The 15,088-nt window shown below is 47.0% G+C and carries 13 protein-coding genes; 3 read left to right on the plus strand and 10 right to left on the minus strand.

All coding sequences use genetic code 11. From position 1 onward, the window contains the following. The first annotated feature begins 70 nt into the window (after window positions 1-70). The gene (locus tag M1D98_RS18000) at window positions 71-280 is read left to right on the plus strand and encodes a helix-turn-helix transcriptional regulator (RefSeq protein WP_010328954.1); all 210 of its coding nucleotides are present in this window, start codon (window positions 71-73) and stop codon (window positions 278-280) included. Then, window positions 277-663, plus strand: coding sequence for a hypothetical protein (locus tag M1D98_RS18005; protein ID WP_456279807.1), 387 nt, complete (start codon window positions 277-279; stop codon window positions 661-663). The genes M1D98_RS18000 and M1D98_RS18005 overlap by 4 nt, the downstream gene beginning before the upstream one ends. Before the next feature lie 50 nt (window positions 664-713). On the opposite strand, the gene M1D98_RS18010 is transcribed toward M1D98_RS18005, so the two are convergent. The 8 genes from M1D98_RS18010 to M1D98_RS18045 all read right to left on the minus strand — a co-directional run bounded on the left by M1D98_RS18010 (window position 714) and on the right by M1D98_RS18045 (window position 12,177). Continuing rightward, entirely contained in the window at window positions 714-2,438 is a 1,725-nt protein-coding gene (locus M1D98_RS18010; protein WP_456279808.1) for an ABC transporter ATP-binding protein, read from the minus strand. 90 nt (window positions 2,439-2,528) lie between these two features. Beyond that, window positions 2,529-4,031 (minus strand): cardiolipin synthase, encoded by a 1,503-nt coding sequence (gene cls / locus M1D98_RS18015; RefSeq protein ID WP_456279809.1) that lies wholly within the window; start codon window positions 4,029-4,031, stop codon window positions 2,529-2,531. A 98-nt stretch (window positions 4,032-4,129) separates the two neighbouring features. Continuing rightward, a complete protein-coding gene (locus M1D98_RS18020; protein ID WP_268526265.1) occupies window positions 4,130-4,759 on the minus strand; it encodes a YitT family protein in 630 nt (209 codons plus the stop codon). 139 nt (window positions 4,760-4,898) lie between these two features. Then, window positions 4,899-5,570, minus strand: a complete 672-nt coding sequence (narI, locus tag M1D98_RS18025; RefSeq protein ID WP_121643496.1) for a respiratory nitrate reductase subunit gamma — start codon at window positions 5,568-5,570, stop codon at window positions 4,899-4,901. Beyond that, a complete protein-coding gene (gene narJ / locus M1D98_RS18030; RefSeq protein ID WP_456279810.1) occupies window positions 5,567-6,121 on the minus strand; it encodes a nitrate reductase molybdenum cofactor assembly chaperone in 555 nt (184 codons plus the stop codon). The genes narI and narJ overlap by 4 nt, the downstream gene beginning before the upstream one ends. A gap of 25 nt (window positions 6,122-6,146) precedes the next feature. Beyond that, on the minus strand, window positions 6,147-7,610 hold the full coding sequence (gene narH, locus M1D98_RS18035; RefSeq protein WP_268534552.1) for a nitrate reductase subunit beta: 1,464 nt from the start codon (window positions 7,608-7,610) through the stop codon (window positions 6,147-6,149). Further along, the gene (locus M1D98_RS18040; RefSeq protein WP_456279811.1) at window positions 7,600-11,286 is read right to left on the minus strand and encodes a nitrate reductase subunit alpha; all 3,687 of its coding nucleotides are present in this window, start codon (window positions 11,284-11,286) and stop codon (window positions 7,600-7,602) included. Before M1D98_RS18040 ends, narH begins: the two co-directional genes overlap by 11 nt. A gap of 414 nt (window positions 11,287-11,700) precedes the next feature. Beyond that, window positions 11,701-12,177, minus strand: coding sequence for a cyclic nucleotide-binding domain-containing protein (locus tag M1D98_RS18045; RefSeq protein WP_121643500.1), 477 nt, complete (start codon window positions 12,175-12,177; stop codon window positions 11,701-11,703). Window positions 12,178-12,320: 143 nt separating this feature from the next. Between M1D98_RS18045 and M1D98_RS18050 the strand changes: the two genes are divergently transcribed. Continuing rightward, complete coding sequence (locus M1D98_RS18050; protein ID WP_268534560.1) at window positions 12,321-13,040, plus strand: YwiC-like family protein; 720 nt, start codon at window positions 12,321-12,323, stop codon at window positions 13,038-13,040. A 32-nt stretch (window positions 13,041-13,072) separates the two neighbouring features. On the opposite strand, the gene fnr is transcribed toward M1D98_RS18050, so the two are convergent. Beyond that, the gene (gene fnr, locus M1D98_RS18055; RefSeq protein ID WP_010328965.1) at window positions 13,073-13,789 is read right to left on the minus strand and encodes a fumarate/nitrate reduction transcriptional regulator Fnr; all 717 of its coding nucleotides are present in this window, start codon (window positions 13,787-13,789) and stop codon (window positions 13,073-13,075) included. Between the two features lie 99 nt (window positions 13,790-13,888). After that, entirely contained in the window at window positions 13,889-15,076 is a 1,188-nt protein-coding gene (gene narK / locus M1D98_RS18060; RefSeq protein WP_121643502.1) for a nitrate transporter NarK, read from the minus strand. Window positions 15,077-15,088: the final 12 nt, after the last annotated feature.

The following is a 15,088-nucleotide window of genomic DNA, read 5'->3' on the forward strand; positions in this document are numbered from 1 at the left end:
TATGTTTGACATTACAAAAAGATTCATCTACGATAGAAGTGTAAAACATCTTTTACATAGAGGAGCGCTTATGGAAAACAAGATTAAACAGGCAAGAAAGGAAAAAGGATTTTCTCAAGAGCATTTGGCTAAGGCATGCAGTGTTTCCCGGCAAACCATTAATGCTATTGAGAATAATAAATATGATCCAAGTTTATCTCTTGCTTTTCAATTGGCTTATTGTTTAGGGATAACAGTTGATCAATTGTTTCAATTCGAACAGGAGGAGAGTAAGAAATGAAAAGAATAGAAGTACTTAGTTTGTTTTCTCTTATTGCGATCACCTTATACTTCGGTGGTACTTTACTTAGCTATTTTAAAATTGAAGGAGCATCTTTTAGTGCGACGGATTGGTTACTATTGATTAGTTTAGTAGTGGCTTGGAGCCAAATCTTTACGTGGAAGTCAAAAAAAGAAGTAAAGAAGGATGAAATGGGTAAACAAATCATAAAAAACAGTGCCCATACGAGTTATCATATTGTCATCGTTACATTATTTATTCTTTGGATCATCGACTTCTTTTTTATCAATAACGGAACAAACTATACATTATTTATCGCTTTATGTGTTGCATATATCACTCATCCAGTCATTCAATTTATTCAAGTGAAAAAACATATATAAACGATAAGAGCATGTTTTGTTCCAAAACATGCTCTTTCTATTTTTTACACTTACATTGACATTTCTCCGAATTGCGCCTGATGCAGCCTGCTGTAAAGACCGCCGGCTTCAATCAGGTCATGATGGCGCCCTTGCTCTTCTATTCCATTCTTTGTGACAACCACAATTCTGTCCGCGTCTTTGATCGTCGCCAGCCTGTGGGCGATGACGAGCGTTGTGCGCCCTTCGGATAATTCTTGAAGCGCCTTTTGGATCGCCGCTTCTGTTTCTGTATCAAGAGCTGAGGTCGCTTCGTCGAGAATCAGGATCGACGGATTTTTCAAGAACATCCGCGCAATGGACAAGCGCTGCTTTTGTCCGCCGGAAAGCTTCACGCCGCGTTCACCGATGATGGTATCCAGCCCATCCGGCAAGTGATGGACGAGCTCTTCCAGATGCGCTTGCTTCACTGCCTGCCTAATGTCTTCTTCTGATGCGTCTAATCGGCCGTAGGCGATATTTTCTCTAAGCGTGCCCGAGAACAAGAAAACGTCCTGCTGTACGACGCCAATCTGCCCCCGCAGCGAAGACAGCGTCATATCTATAATATTGACGCCGTCGATCGTAATGTCGCCCCCTGATGCTTCATAAAAGCGCGGTAGCAAACTGCAAAGCGTTGATTTCCCCGCGCCTGACGGACCGACGAACGCAACCGTTTCCCCCGCTTGAATGGATAAGTTGATGTCATTGAGGACATTGTGTTGGTCATCATAGCCAAACGAAACATGTTCATAGCGGATGTTGCCCTTCAGGCCGGAAACGTCTTTCGCATCAGGGGAATCCTGAATATCCGGCTCTGTCTCCATCAGTTCCATATAGCTTTTGAAACCGGCGATTCCCCTTGGATACATTTCGATAATGGCGTTAATTTTGTCAATAGGCCTGAACAGCACGTTCGTCAGGAGCACAAAGGCCACGAATTCCCCGTACGATAAGGAGCCGCGAATGACAAACCACGTTCCGCACAAAAGCACAAACAGCGTGACAAACCGAGTCAGCATGTAGCTGATTGAGCCGTTTTTCGCCATGATTTTGTATGAGGAAAGCTTTGTGATACGGAAACGCTGATTGTTGACGTCAAAGCGTTCTTTTTCAAACGCTTCATTGCCGAACGCCTGCACGAGCCGGATGCCGCCGATATTATTTTCTACACGAGCGCTGAAGTCTCCGATATCTTTGTTCAGCATGGTAAATGCTTTGGTCATTTTTTTGTTGAAATAAAGCGCTAGCCAAATGACAATCGGCATGATGATAAACGTGAGTAATGCCAGCTGCCAATTAATAAACAGCATCACCCCGAATGCCCCCAGAATGGTCATGATGGCAATGAATAAATCCTCCGGGCCGTGATGGGCAACTTCGCCGATATACATTAAATCGTTCGTCAGCTTCGACATGAGCGTTCCCGTCTTGTTGTTGTCGTAAAATTTGAACGAGAGCTTTTGTAAATGGTCAAAAAGCGACTTTCTCATATCGGTTTCAATATTGATCCCGAGCATATGCCCCCAGTATGTCACGATATACTGGAGAGCCGAGCTGAGCGCGTACACCGCAAATAAACCGATTGAGGTCGCGATAATCAGCCCCCAGTCCCTGCCCGGAAGCAAGGTATCAATAAAATAATTGACGATCAAAGGAAAGCTCAACTCCATTAAGCCTCCCGCGATCGCCGAGAAAAAATCAAGAAAGAACAACGTTTTATATGGTTTATAATACGAAAAAAATTGCCGCAGCACCCTATTTTCCCCCAATGCATAAATAACTGATCACTTTTCTCAAAATTATACTATACACTGGCTGTTTTGAAAGGGCGGATTTCTGTTTTCTTACAGAACACCTGAAAATAGACGGGCAAAGGATTCTTTTGTCCGGTCGGCCACTCCCCTTTTATAAAAGCCGACAGGGCTGAGCTTTTCACTGTCCAGCATATCCTCTTCGAAATGGCCTTCAAGGGTGCGGATCGCTTCGGCATCCGTAAAAAACACGTTCACTTCAAAGTTGAGCTGGAAGCTGCGCATGTCCATATTCGCTGTACCGACCGTGGCGAGATCCCCATCAACGATCATGACTTTTTGATGCATGAAGCCTTTTTGGTAAGAGTACACTTCAATGCCCTCAAGGAGCAGCTCCGGGAAATAGGATCTTGACGCGTATTGCGTCAAAAAGCTGTCGTTCTTTTCCGGCACCATGACCCTTACCTCTACGCCTTTTGTCGCCGCTGCTTTCAACGCCGTGCGAATGGACTCATTCGGGACAAAATAGGGCGTGGCGATCCATATTGATTTCTGCGCTGAGGTAATCATTTCATAATATAAGTCGCTCATGCTTTCTTTCGCATCAGGGCCAGTCGCGACAATTTGATATATGCCCCCTCCCTCCACGGGAACCGGCGTATTGTACTCCTTTTGATCTATCAACACTTCATTGGAGACGTATTCCCAATCCAGCATAAAAATGGCGTGAAGCGTTTGGACAATTTCTCCTTCCAGCCGCAAGTGAGTGTCTCTCCAAAACCCGATATACGGATCTCTGCTGATATATTCCTTCCCGACATTTAATCCTCCCACAAAACCGATTTTCCCGTCGATGACCACGATTTTCCGATGATTTCTGAAATTCAGTTTCTGGTTGAAAAATCCGTATTTCAGCGGAGAAAACGGCACGATGTCCACTCCTGCTTGTTTCATTTTCATGATATCTCTTCTTGCCAGCTTGATGCTTCCTGCAGCGTCATATAAAAACCGCACCTCGACGCCTTGACGCGCTTTTTCCATCATAATGTCCATCATGCCGCGGCCGAGCATGTCCGACTTGAACATGTAGTATTCAATATGTATATAAGATTCCGCTTGCCTCATCGCTTTGAAAATATCAGGAAACGTTTCTTCGCCGTTTTTCAGCACTTTCATATCGCTTTTCGTATTGATATTCATATGGGCGGCCCTGATGGAATACGTAAAAAACCTCTCCTGATTGTCCTTCAGGCCTGTCACTTCCGGCGTTTCCTCCATGTGAAACAGCTTCCTGAGCTTTTCCCTGTTGTACATTCGTTTTGTTTTAAACAGCTTTCCCTTCACATAAAGCTGTCCGGAAAACAGATAAAACATGTAGCCGATGATTGGAAAAAAGATGAGAATGTGGATCCATAACAGCGTGTGCTGAGAGGTGCGATTTTCAACAATTAACGAATAGATGCTGAAAAAAATAATGGTGACATAGCAAAGCAATCCTCCGTAAAATTCAAGCCTGGAAACCGGAAAAAACCATATGACATATGCCCCGATAAGCATCATATATAAAAAGAAAAATTCCAGTCTCCTTTTTAGCATTCTCACTCTCTCCAATCTGATTCGATTACCTCCTTATACCTCTTTTCTCTCGTCTGTAAACCTTGCAAAAAAAGCCCCGCCGCACGAGGCGGAAAGGCTTAAGATGAGGCTTCCTGTGATTGGCCGGGTGTGATGTTCCGGAGTAACCCGGGTTTGAGTGAGTAGCTGCTTTTGATTTTATTTTTGAAGAAGCTGACGATCAAACCCGTCACCGCAATCGACACTATGGAGAAGAGGCCTTTCATCAATCCAACGGAGTAAATGCCAGCCAGCACTACGCCAAAATCGAAGATGAAATTGACCGTACCCGGGTTCCATCCGTAGCGCTTTTGCAGAAATAAAGCGAGGATATTGGCTCCCCCGAGCGATGCCTGATGATAAAACATGAGCGACAGGCCGAATCCAATCAGCGTTCCGCCGCAAATCGCCCCGCCAAGCGGTGAAAAAGAGACAGACGGCAGCCAGTGATCCGCGCTTGTAAACAGAGTCAGCGCTGTGACTGCAAATACAGTGGATAAGGTGAATGTGATGCCCATTCTGATGAGTGAAAAAACATAAAACGGGATATTGACCAGAAAGAAGATCATAGCAAACGAGGAATGAAACAAGTAAGACAGGCTTAGTGACAATCCTGCTGTGCCGCCGGTTAATACGTGAGAATGCCTGAGTGTCAGGACTCCGGCGCTTGTGATAAGACAAGCAGTTAAAATGAGTAAAATCCGCTTCATTCTTCACTCTCCTTGTTAGATGATGTGTTTTCCACATACAAACATAACAGGATACCCGGCAGCCCAGCCATTGCCTTGGCAGATCATATCTCCATCATATTAATTTGATAAAAAATCCCCCTCTTGCCAAGGGGGATTTTCACGAGCGTTTCCGATACACGACATAGCTTCGTGTCAGATATTTGAGCGGCAGACTGAACACGTGTACCAATCTTGTAAACGGCCAGAGGATAAAAACGACGTAACCTATGATGATATGAAGCTTAAACCATAGCGGGACATTCTCCATCAAAGAGGCGTCAGGCCTGAACAAAAAGATCTCCCTGAACCACGGCCCTACTGTTGTCCGGTAATCAAATCCTTTTGAATCAATGTTGAGAAATGTGGCGGCAAGGCCCGACAGCATCATAAACAGCAGCAGAATCAGCGTAAGAATATCCGATGGCGTGCTGGTTTTGCGGATTCTTTTGTCAAACAGCCTTCTGTACGTCAGGATGAAAAGTCCGATACAAGCCGCGATCCCCGCCGGCAGGCCCGCGCCAATCGCCATTTTGTGATACATATGCTCTGAAATGCCAAGGGAAGAATACACGGCTTCCGGGATCAGAATGCCCATGACATGGCCGCCGATCACGCACAGCATGCCCCAGTGAAAAAGGGTGCTGCCCGCCGCAAGTTTTTTCTTTTCTAATAGCTCGCTTGATTTCGCGTTCCAGCCAAATTGGTCATGCTGATAGCGGTAAATATGGCCGCCGATGAAGATCGTCATGACAATGTATGGCATCACGCCCCACAGGATCTGCCCACTCATGGCTGAACAGCCCCTTCAACGCTTTCACGCAAGCCGATATTTTCCAGCACGGCCAGCAGCACGTGCAGCAACTCCGCATAGATACTGTCATTTTTTTCGAGGCGGGATGCCAGCTCCCTCACATTGGACAAATAGGTTTCAAATACGCTATTCACAGCTTCGATCTCCGCAACCGCGGCAAATTCCAGCATAAGCGGAAGATAATCAGGCAGCTCTTTGTCTGTCGGCATGAAACCGGATTGCTGGTAGGTGTTTTTTAAATGCAGCAATTCAATCCCGCGTTCCCTTTGCTCGCCTGAGTTGAAATAAGTGACGTACATATTCGTTTTTTTCCCGAAGTCGAATGTATAGACATAGTGTTCAATCAGCGCTTCTTGAGTAAAGTTCGCAGACGCCTTGAAAAAGCGCAGCAGCTTCTCCCGGATGTGCCGGTTGCTGATTTCATGGATAAGAGCCTTCCAATCGGGAAGCTCGGCTCTCCACTCTTCATCCGGATAGGAAAGAAGAGCGGAAAGAGCGGAGAACGTGATTTGCCTGTCTGTGGTGTTCATCTTGTTACACCTCGTTTATCAGAAATTAGAAACAAGAACCGGGACCGCCTGAAAATGATAAGCCGCAGCTCCCCTGTTCAGCATATAAATCGGACACTTCTTCCCGGTGGCTGCTCGGAATCACAAAACGGTCGTCATATTTGGCGATGGCAAGCAGCCGATACATGTCTTCGATTTGCTGTTCTGTTAAGCCGACACTGGAGATCAGTGCCGGGTCGACGGTTTTATTCGTCTGGACCGCTCTCATATACTGGCGCATGACAGACATTTTCTTTAATGTTGACCGAATATGATCCGTATCACCGGCCGTTAATAGCTGTGCCAAATAGTCAATCGGAATTCTCATTTGGTCGATAGCCGGAAAAATATCTTCCGCCGTTTGCTGGCTGCCTTTTCCTTCAAAGAGATTCATAATCGGGCTCAGCGGCGGAATGTACCAAACCATCGGCAGCGTCCGGTACTCAGGGTGAAGCGGCAGCGCAATCTTCCAGTCGATGATCATTTTATAGATCGGCGATTGCTGCGCGGCCTCTATCCATTCAGCCGGGATGCCTTGTTCTTTTGCCAGTTTGGCAACTTCAGGGTCATTCGGATCAAGAAAAACATCCAATTGGGAATGGTAGAGATCCTTTTCATTTTCAACAGATGCCGCTTCCTCCACTTTGTCTGCGTCGTACAGCATGACGCCGAGGTAGCGGATTCTGCCTACACACGTCTCGGAGCAGATGGTCGGCAGCCCCGCCTCCAAGCGCGGAAAGCAGAGGGTGCATTTTTCCGCTTTGTTCGTTTGCCAGTTAAAATAAACCTTTTTATAAGGGCAGGATGAAACGCAATATCTCCATGAACGGCATGCGTTTTGATCCACAAGCACAATGCCGTCTTCCTCGCGTTTGTACATGGCGCCGGACGGGCAGGATGAAACGCACGCCGGGTTGATGCAGTGCTCGCAAATACGCGGCAGATACATCATAAAGACCTCATCGAATTCTGTTTTGATCGATTCCTCCATCTTTTGCACGTTTGGGTCTTCAAGCCCTGTAATGTGGCCGCCTGCAAGGTCATCCTCCCAGTTCGGCCCCCATTCGATATTCATGAAATCCCCTGTCAAGGACGATTTCGGGCGCGCCACTGGCTGGTGTTTCTTCTGCGGGCTGTTTGTTAATGTTTCATAATCATAGTTCCAAGGTTCATAGTAATCATCAATTGACGGCTGATTCGGGTTATAGAAAAGGCCTGCGAGCCGATTTGTTTTCGGCCCGGATTTCAGCTCGAGCTTTCCTTTTTTCAATGTCCAGCCGCCCTTATATTTGTCCTGGTCCTCCCATTGCTTCGGGTAGCCGATGCCCGGCTTTGTTTCTACATTATTGAAGTACATATATTCCGCACCGGCACGGTTTGTCCACGTGTTTTTGCAGGTGACGCTGCACGTGTGGCAGCCGATGCATTTATCCAAGTTCATGACCATTCCGATTTGCGCTTTAATCTTCAAGCCAATCGACCTCCTTCAGCTTACGGATGACGACGTTCAGGTCGCGCTGATTCCCCGTTGGACCGTAGTAGTTAAAACCGTAGCTGAGCTGGGCATAACCCCCGATCATCTGTGTCGGCTTGACATGTATCCTTGTCGGACTGTTATGGGTGCCTCCGCGGTTATTCGTCAACTTCGTGCCGGGCACGTTGATATGGCGGTCCTGGGCATGGTGCATAAACGCCATTCCTTTAGGAATCCGGTGAGACAAAACCGCTCTCGCGACGACAACACCATTTCGGTTAAAACATTCAATCCAATCGTTGTCTTTGATATCCGTGTCCTCTGCATCATCTTTATTCATCCACACGGTCGGCCCGCCGCGGAACAGGGTAAGCATCGGCAAAGAATCAAAATACATGCTGTGGACGGACCATTTATTATGCGGCGTCAAATAATTGAGGACGATTTCTTTGCCCTCTTGATCAGGCCGCTTGCTCAGAAACGGACGGTGCTGGAGGATCGGTTTAAATGTCGCCATTGTTTCACCGAATTCCATCATCAGTTCATGATCGACATAATAAGATTGCCTTCCGGTCAGGGTTCGCCACGGGATTAATTTTTCTACGTTCGTCGTAAACGGCGAGTACCTGCGTCCGCCTTTTTCCGAGCCGGTAAATGCCGGAGAGGTGATGACCGTTTTCGGCTGGGCTGTAATTTGTTCGAACGTAAAGCATTCTTCCTCTCGTTCTTCCGCCAGGTCTTTTAGCTTCAGGTTTGTGATCTTTTCAAGCGATTCCCATGCTTTCACGGCGACTTTTCCATTTGAAGTGGACGATAGGGTTAAAATCGCTTCTGCCGCCTGCTTCGCTTCACTTATATTTGGACATCCCTTGGCGACACTGTCCGTTGAGATGTCTCCCAGTCTCTTTTTGAGTGATTCATATTCATCAGCTATCGACCAGCTCATCCCTTTTGTTCCGCTCGGTTTTAATCCGGCGTGAGGCCCGAGCGCGGTCATTTTATGAAAAATGTGCTTGTAATCCCGTTCAACGACATGGATGTTTGGCATCGTTTTTCCCGGAATGGCTTCACATTCGCCCTTGCTCCAGTCATTGATTTTGCCGAACGGCTGAGCCAATTCCTGCGAGGTGTCATGAAGGAGCGGCGTCGCGACTACTTCTTTCACAGGCTCCATATCGACTTCTTCTGCCAGATCGGAAACGGCTTTCGACAGGGCTTTGAAAATATCCCAGTCTGACTTCGATTCCCACGGAGCCGAGATTGCCGGGGCGAAAGGATGAATAAACGGATGCATATCTGTGCTGCTGAGATCGTGTTTTTCATACCATGTCGCCGCCGGCAGCACGATATCAGAATAGAGTGCCGTACCAGCCATTCGAAAATCAAGATTGATTAACAAGTCGAGCTTTCCTTCCGGCGCTTGCTCCCGCCATTTGATTTCTTCAGGGCGGATGCTGTCGCTGTCGTCATTCATTAATCCATTTGTCGTCCCCAGCAGATGCTTGAGAAAATATTCATGCCCTTTTCCTGAACTCGAAATCAGATTTGCCCGCCATACGAAGAGATTTCTTGGGAAATTCACTTCATTGTCGGGATCTTCAATCGCGAATTTCAGCTTTTTCTCTTGAAGCTGTGAGGCCACGTATGCCCCAACTTCTTCAGGTGTTGCTGCCCCCGCTTGTTCAGCTTCCTTGTAAAGGTCAATACCGTTTTGATTGAATGTCGGGTAAGACGGAAGCCACCCTAAACGCGCTGCCAGCACATTGTAATCGGCGTGATGCTTATAGCGGGATGACGCAGCGATCGGTGAAGCCAAGTCACTGATCGGCTGGTCCTCATATCGCCACTGATCTGTCGCAAAGTAGAAAAACGAGGTGCCGTTTTGCAGCTTGGGCACGCCCTCCCAGTCTTTTGCGTTGGCAATCGTCTGCCACCCTTCAGCGGGACGGAGCTTTTCCTGCCCTACATAATGGGCCCACCCGCCTCCGTTTACACCTTGGGCGCCTACCAGCAAAACAAGATTTAACACCGCCCGGTAAATCGTGTCGGAGTTGAACCAGTGGTTGATCCCCGCCCCTACGATAATCATGGAGCGGCCGTCTGTATCGATCGCATTTTGGGCAAACTCTCTGGCTATCTTGATGACGCCTTCTTTTTTGATTCCTGTCATCTGTTCCTGCCATCCAGGTGTAAACGGCTCAGGATCATCATAAGAGGCAGCTGATTGATCGCCGATGCCCCGGTTTACGCCGTAGTTGGCCAATATTAAGTCAAATACGGTCGTGACACAAACCTCTTCGCCGTCAAGGTCAAGTTTTTTAATCGGCAAATCCCGCTCAAGCACTTTGTTGCCGTCATTTGAAAAATAAGGGATGCGCACTGTGCCGATTTCGTCCTCTATTCCGAGCACAGAGAGACGGGGTTCTATCGGTTCCCCAGTTTCTTCATCAATCATGTGCAGGTTCCATTTCTGCTGCCCGTCCCAGCGGGAGCCCATTGTCCCTTGCGGTATGGCAAATGCGTTTGTCTGCTCATTCCAGACCGCAGGCTTCCACTGATCATGCTTTGTCTTCCGGCCAATGTCCTTCGCATGCAGAAACCGCCCCGCTGTGTATACGCCATTTTCTTTCGACAAGGTGACGAAGAACGGAAAATCTGTGTATTGCTTCGCATAGTCAATGAAACGTTCCGTCTCTTGGTTCACGTAAAATTCCTGCAAAATGACGTGGCCCATAGCCATCGCAAGCGCTCCGTCAGTCCCTTGGCGGATACTCAGCCAGTCATCCGCGAACTTTGAGGATTCCGCAAAATCCGGACTGATCGAAATAACCTTAGCGCCTTTATAACGGGCCTCAGCCAAAAAATGCGCGTCAGGCGTTCTTGTTAACGGAACGTTGGAGCCCCATGTCATGATATAGCCTGAGTTGTACCAATCACTGCTTTCCGGAACGTCCGTCTGGTCACCCCAGATTTGCGGGGACGCCGGAGGAAGATCCGCATACCAGTCATAAAAACTGAGCATAGGGCCGCCGATTAAAGACATAAACCGGGAGCCTGAGGCATGACTGATCATGGACATGGCAGGGATCGGAGAAAAACCGACATTCCGGTCAGGCCCGTATTTCATGACGGTATAGAGCAGAGAGGCTGAAATCAGCTTCAGCACCTCCGGCCATTCAGCGCGCACAAAACCGCCCTTCCCTCTTGCTTGTTTATAGGACTTCGCTTTTTCAGGATTTTCAACGATCGATTTCCAAGCATCCAATGGATTTTGATGGGCCTGCAGTGCTTCCCGCCACAAATTGATCAGCACACCGCGCACGTATGGATATTTCACACGGAGCGGGCTGTAAATATACCAAGAAAAACTGGCCCCCCGCGGACAGCCTCTCGGTTCGAAATCAGGCATATTAGGTCCTGTTGATGGGTAATTCAAGTTTTGTCCTTCCCACGTGACAATTCCGTTTTTCACATAAATATTCCAGCTGCAGGACCCCGTGCAGTTGACGCCGTGGGTGGAGCGGACGACTTTGTCGTACTGCCATCTGTTTCTGTATACATTCTCCCAATCGCGATCTTCGCGGGTGGTTTGGCTATGTTTATTTGAATGGTGTTCGATAGGAGAGAAATAGTTTAATCTCCTAAACAACGGACTCATTTTCTTTTTCTTCATGAGCGTTCACTCCTTCCGAGTCAGGTGATGCTAAGTTCACTATAAACAGAGAAAGCGCGATTCCTTGTGAACTATGTCACACACTTTGTTTTTTTTACAAAATGTTCACATTGAGAAGAAGGAACAGACTTTCACAGGACGTGATGACGGCGGCGTTTAGGCAGGACCTGAGTCATGAACCGCCTTTCATTCAAAGATCAAAAAACCGGTTCTTTTTAAGAACCGGGCAGATTGTTGACAAAGTCATAAAACGGTTTTTGTTTTATGACTTTGTCATCTTTTCAGCGTGATTGAAAACCCTTGAAGTCTAGGAAGGGCGAGCATCGGAGCACAGCGAATGTAGATATTCGTGAGCACCGACGCGCAGGCCTGACAACGAATGCGAGGGTTTGTCGACACGCTGCCCGGTTCTTTTTAAGAACCGGGTTTGGCGTTTTCATCCTGTGATGTGTGCAGATAACGCAAAAATAATTGATAGGAACAAAAAACATTTTGCTGCAGCATGGCCAAAAAGTTCATTTGCAGCTGCGGATGGTAAGACATCATTTTTTTAAATATGTAATAAGGGATATTGAGAATAAGAACGTCTGAAGAAGCATTGACTGAGATAAAAGGCGATAAGTACAGCCCGCCTTTTTCATCAACCGGAAACACATCGCCTTTTTCCCACAGCGCAACGGTTTTCGATCCTTCCGGGAGCCTGCTGTCCATCAAACGGACACTGCCTTTTAATACGACATAAACGGATTGACAATGAAGAAAGGATGAAGACTGATCAGATGAGCCGCTAATAAACGTCCCGTTTTTCAGCAAGGTTTCAACAATGGACACAGGCACTTCATTAAACATAGGAAGTTGTTTCAGAAATAATAAATAGTCACACTGATTCATAGGAAAGCCTCCTGTGCTAAGGATAGTTTTAGTGTAGCCCGATTAAGCCTGTACAGCAGTGATATATTTCACAGCCTGTATGATGAATGTCACTTATCGAAAGACTGTCTCTATTTATAATGAAATAAAAAAGGAGGATTTCGATGAAGGCGATGATTCCAAAACAGCACGGCGCGTGGGCGATGCTGTTGATTCCATTTTTACTCGGGATGGTCAAGGGCGGTCCCGTTTTCTGGCATATTCCGCTCTTCCTGGGGTGGCTTTTCCTTTATTTGACGGTCTATCCCGCCACCCTCGCCTTGAAGAAGAAGCAGATCAAACCTTACCAAAAGTGGATATGTTACTACGGTGTTTCGGCCTGCTGCTTTTTGATGATCCCCATTTTTTTTAAACCGGCACTCATCTGGATTGGCATTTCGTTATTGCCGCTTTTTCTCATCCATGTGTGCTATGCCCGCCGTAAAAACGAACGAGCATTAGTGAATGATATTGCGGGTGTCTTGTTCTTTTGCTCAGGGGGGCTTGCGAGCTGCTGGCTTGGGACGGGAATCCTTGACGGCAGGGCTTGGTTTATATTCTTGCAATCTGCTATATTTTTTATCGGGAGTTCCTTTTATGTGAAGTCGGTGATCCGGGAGAGAAAAAACAGCACTTTTGCATACTGGTCATGGGGATACCACTTGCTGCTCCCCTTTTTATCCGCTCTTCTCGGAGCCGGATGGGCATTTCTTGCTTTTATCCCAAGCAGTTTGCGGGCTTGGTTTTTTTACGGAAGAGATTGGCCCGTGAAAACGATTGGCATTCTGGAAATGGTGAATGCCTGCTTCTTTTTTGCCGCCATGTGCCTAGCAATCACAAGATAAAAAACCAAGGACCGCCGGCGGCCCTTGGTTTTTTAATCAATATTGCAAATCTCCAGCGGACAATTTTCACACTCAATTTCACATCGTAAATAGTCCCGCTTGTGCAAAATAATTTTTCCAGATTCGTCTATCGAAATCACCCCTTGTTTGCGGAGGTCTCCCAGCATACGGTTGACGCTTTCCCTTGCCGCCGCGCAAAACTTTGCCAAATCCTGATTTGTCAGCGCGATGTTAATCAGAATGCCGTCGCTTCGTTCCACCCCGTAGCTGTTTGATAAGCGGATAAGGGTGGAGTAGAGCGCCCCCTTTTTGCCGTGAAGAAGCAGATCCCTGATCTTAGACTGAATTTTCCGGAGATGGGTGCTCATCCATTTCATAAATTCAAATGTCAGAGCACCGTTTTGAATGAGTTCCTTTTCCAGCTTGTTTTTATTAATGACGAGCACCTCGCCATCCTCTAGCACCTTTGCACTGAGCATATATCTCGGTTCTTCAGTGAAAAGTGTTAATTCCCCGACAATATCATTTCTTTGGCAAATTCTAAGGGTCAGATCTTTTCCGTCAGATGTCAGTTTGCCGATTTCAATGAGTCCTGATTGAAGCAGATACAGTTCTTCTGCATCCATTCCTTCTCGAAACAAATACGTGTGTTTTTCCATTTTTCTTTTCGTACTGATCGATTCCAGCAATTCAAAGAGATCGCTGGACAGAAGATCACTATCAGATGGTCGAACAGAGAGAATATTCATGAGCTCACCTCGAAGAAAGTCACGTTGCGTATGTTTATTGTAACGTGAATTGTTTTGCACCCATCAAGAAAAAACTAACAATCTTGTGAATGCCCAGTGTTAGCTGATGCTCTGGCTGTTTCTCTCCGTGTGTGCTTTCATTCTTTCCTGCCAATACATCCATATGACAAGGACAAAGCTGGCTAACGCCACTTCCGATAGCGCCATAAAGCCGATCGCGTATTGGCCTGTGGCCTGAAAAACACTCGCCAATATCAGCGGAGGGAAAAAACCGCCTAATCCGCCCATGGCAGACACAATACCATTGGCAATCCCCGCTTGCTTCGAAAAATAAAAAGGCACCAGTTTAAAAACGGTTCCGTTTCCTATACCTGAGCAAACTGCCACCGTTAATGACCCAAACGTATAAAGGCCGATCGTCGGCGAGAACGATAAGATAATGCCCGATAACGTAAGTCCCGCAAAAACAACCATCAGGATGCGGAGCGGGCTCATCTTATCAGCCAAAAATCCGCCCGCAGGCCTGAGCAGCGTAGAGACGGCAATAAACCCAGCCGTCCGCAAACCGGCGTCCGCAGGGTTCAGCCCAAAGTGCTCTACCAGAAAGTTCGGGAGATAAATGGTGAAGGCGACAAAGGCGCCAAACGTAATAAAATAAAACAGACTCAAAAACCACAGAACATGATTTCGGTAAACGGTTTTGATTTGGGCCTTTATGGAAACATTCACTTTCTTCTCATGCCGATCGCCGAACAAAACATGCAGCAATGCGAAAACAGCCAGCAGAACCATATACATTTGCACGGTTGCTTTCCATCCCGCCGCTTGGGCGATAACCGGCGCCGCAAATGTTGTAATCGCGGTTCCGATGTTTCCGGCCCCGTAAATCCCATTGACGAAACCGTGCTTTTCTTTCGGATAATATTTCGGAAGGGATGTTACCCCAATGGAGAAAACCGCTCCTCCGATCCCTAAGAAAAAACCGCCCGCGATTAAATCAAACAGGGAATCCGCGATACTGATCCAAAACACCGGAAACAAAAGCAGGATGAAGCTGATCATAAACATCAGCCGCGCGCCAAACCTGTTCGTTAAATACCCTAAAGGAATGCGGAGAAGCGATCCGAGGATGACGGGAATCGCCGTCACCAAAGAAATCTCGCCTTTGCTTAAATGAATATCTAATGTGATTTGGCTAATGAGTGATGAAATCAGCACCCAAACCATAAACCCTGCCACCAAGCTTAATGACTGTAACGATAATTGGATATGTTGACGGTTGAACATTCGGCTTGCCCC

Source organism: Bacillus sp. K7, from assembly GCF_053903245.1.

Bases quoted from the DNA above. Each gene is read 5' to 3' on its own strand.
- M1D98_RS18000 (WP_010328954.1), top strand. From the start codon at position 71: ATGGAAAACAAGATTAAACAGGCAAGAAAGGAAAAAGGATTTTCTCAA.
- M1D98_RS18005 (WP_456279807.1), top strand. From the start codon at position 277: ATGAAAAGAATAGAAGTACTTAGTTTGTTTTCTCTTATTGCGATCACC.
- cls (WP_456279809.1), bottom strand. From the start codon at position 4,031: ATGCTAAAAAGGAGACTGGAATTTTTCTTTTTATATATGATGCTTATC.
- M1D98_RS18020 (WP_268526265.1), bottom strand. From the start codon at position 4,759: ATGAAGCGGATTTTACTCATTTTAACTGCTTGTCTTATCACAAGCGCC.
- narI (WP_121643496.1), bottom strand. From the start codon at position 5,570: ATGAGTGGGCAGATCCTGTGGGGCGTGATGCCATACATTGTCATGACG.
- narJ (WP_456279810.1), bottom strand. From the start codon at position 6,121: ATGAACACCACAGACAGGCAAATCACGTTCTCCGCTCTTTCCGCTCTT.
- M1D98_RS18040 (WP_456279811.1), bottom strand. From the start codon at position 11,286: ATGAAGAAAAAGAAAATGAGTCCGTTGTTTAGGAGATTAAACTATTTC.
- M1D98_RS18045 (WP_121643500.1), bottom strand. From the start codon at position 12,177: ATGAATCAGTGTGACTATTTATTATTTCTGAAACAACTTCCTATGTTT.
- M1D98_RS18050 (WP_268534560.1), top strand. From the start codon at position 12,321: ATGAAGGCGATGATTCCAAAACAGCACGGCGCGTGGGCGATGCTGTTG.
- fnr (WP_010328965.1), bottom strand. From the start codon at position 13,789: ATGAATATTCTCTCTGTTCGACCATCTGATAGTGATCTTCTGTCCAGC.
- narK (WP_121643502.1), bottom strand. From the start codon at position 15,076: ATGTTCAACCGTCAACATATCCAATTATCGTTACAGTCATTAAGCTTG.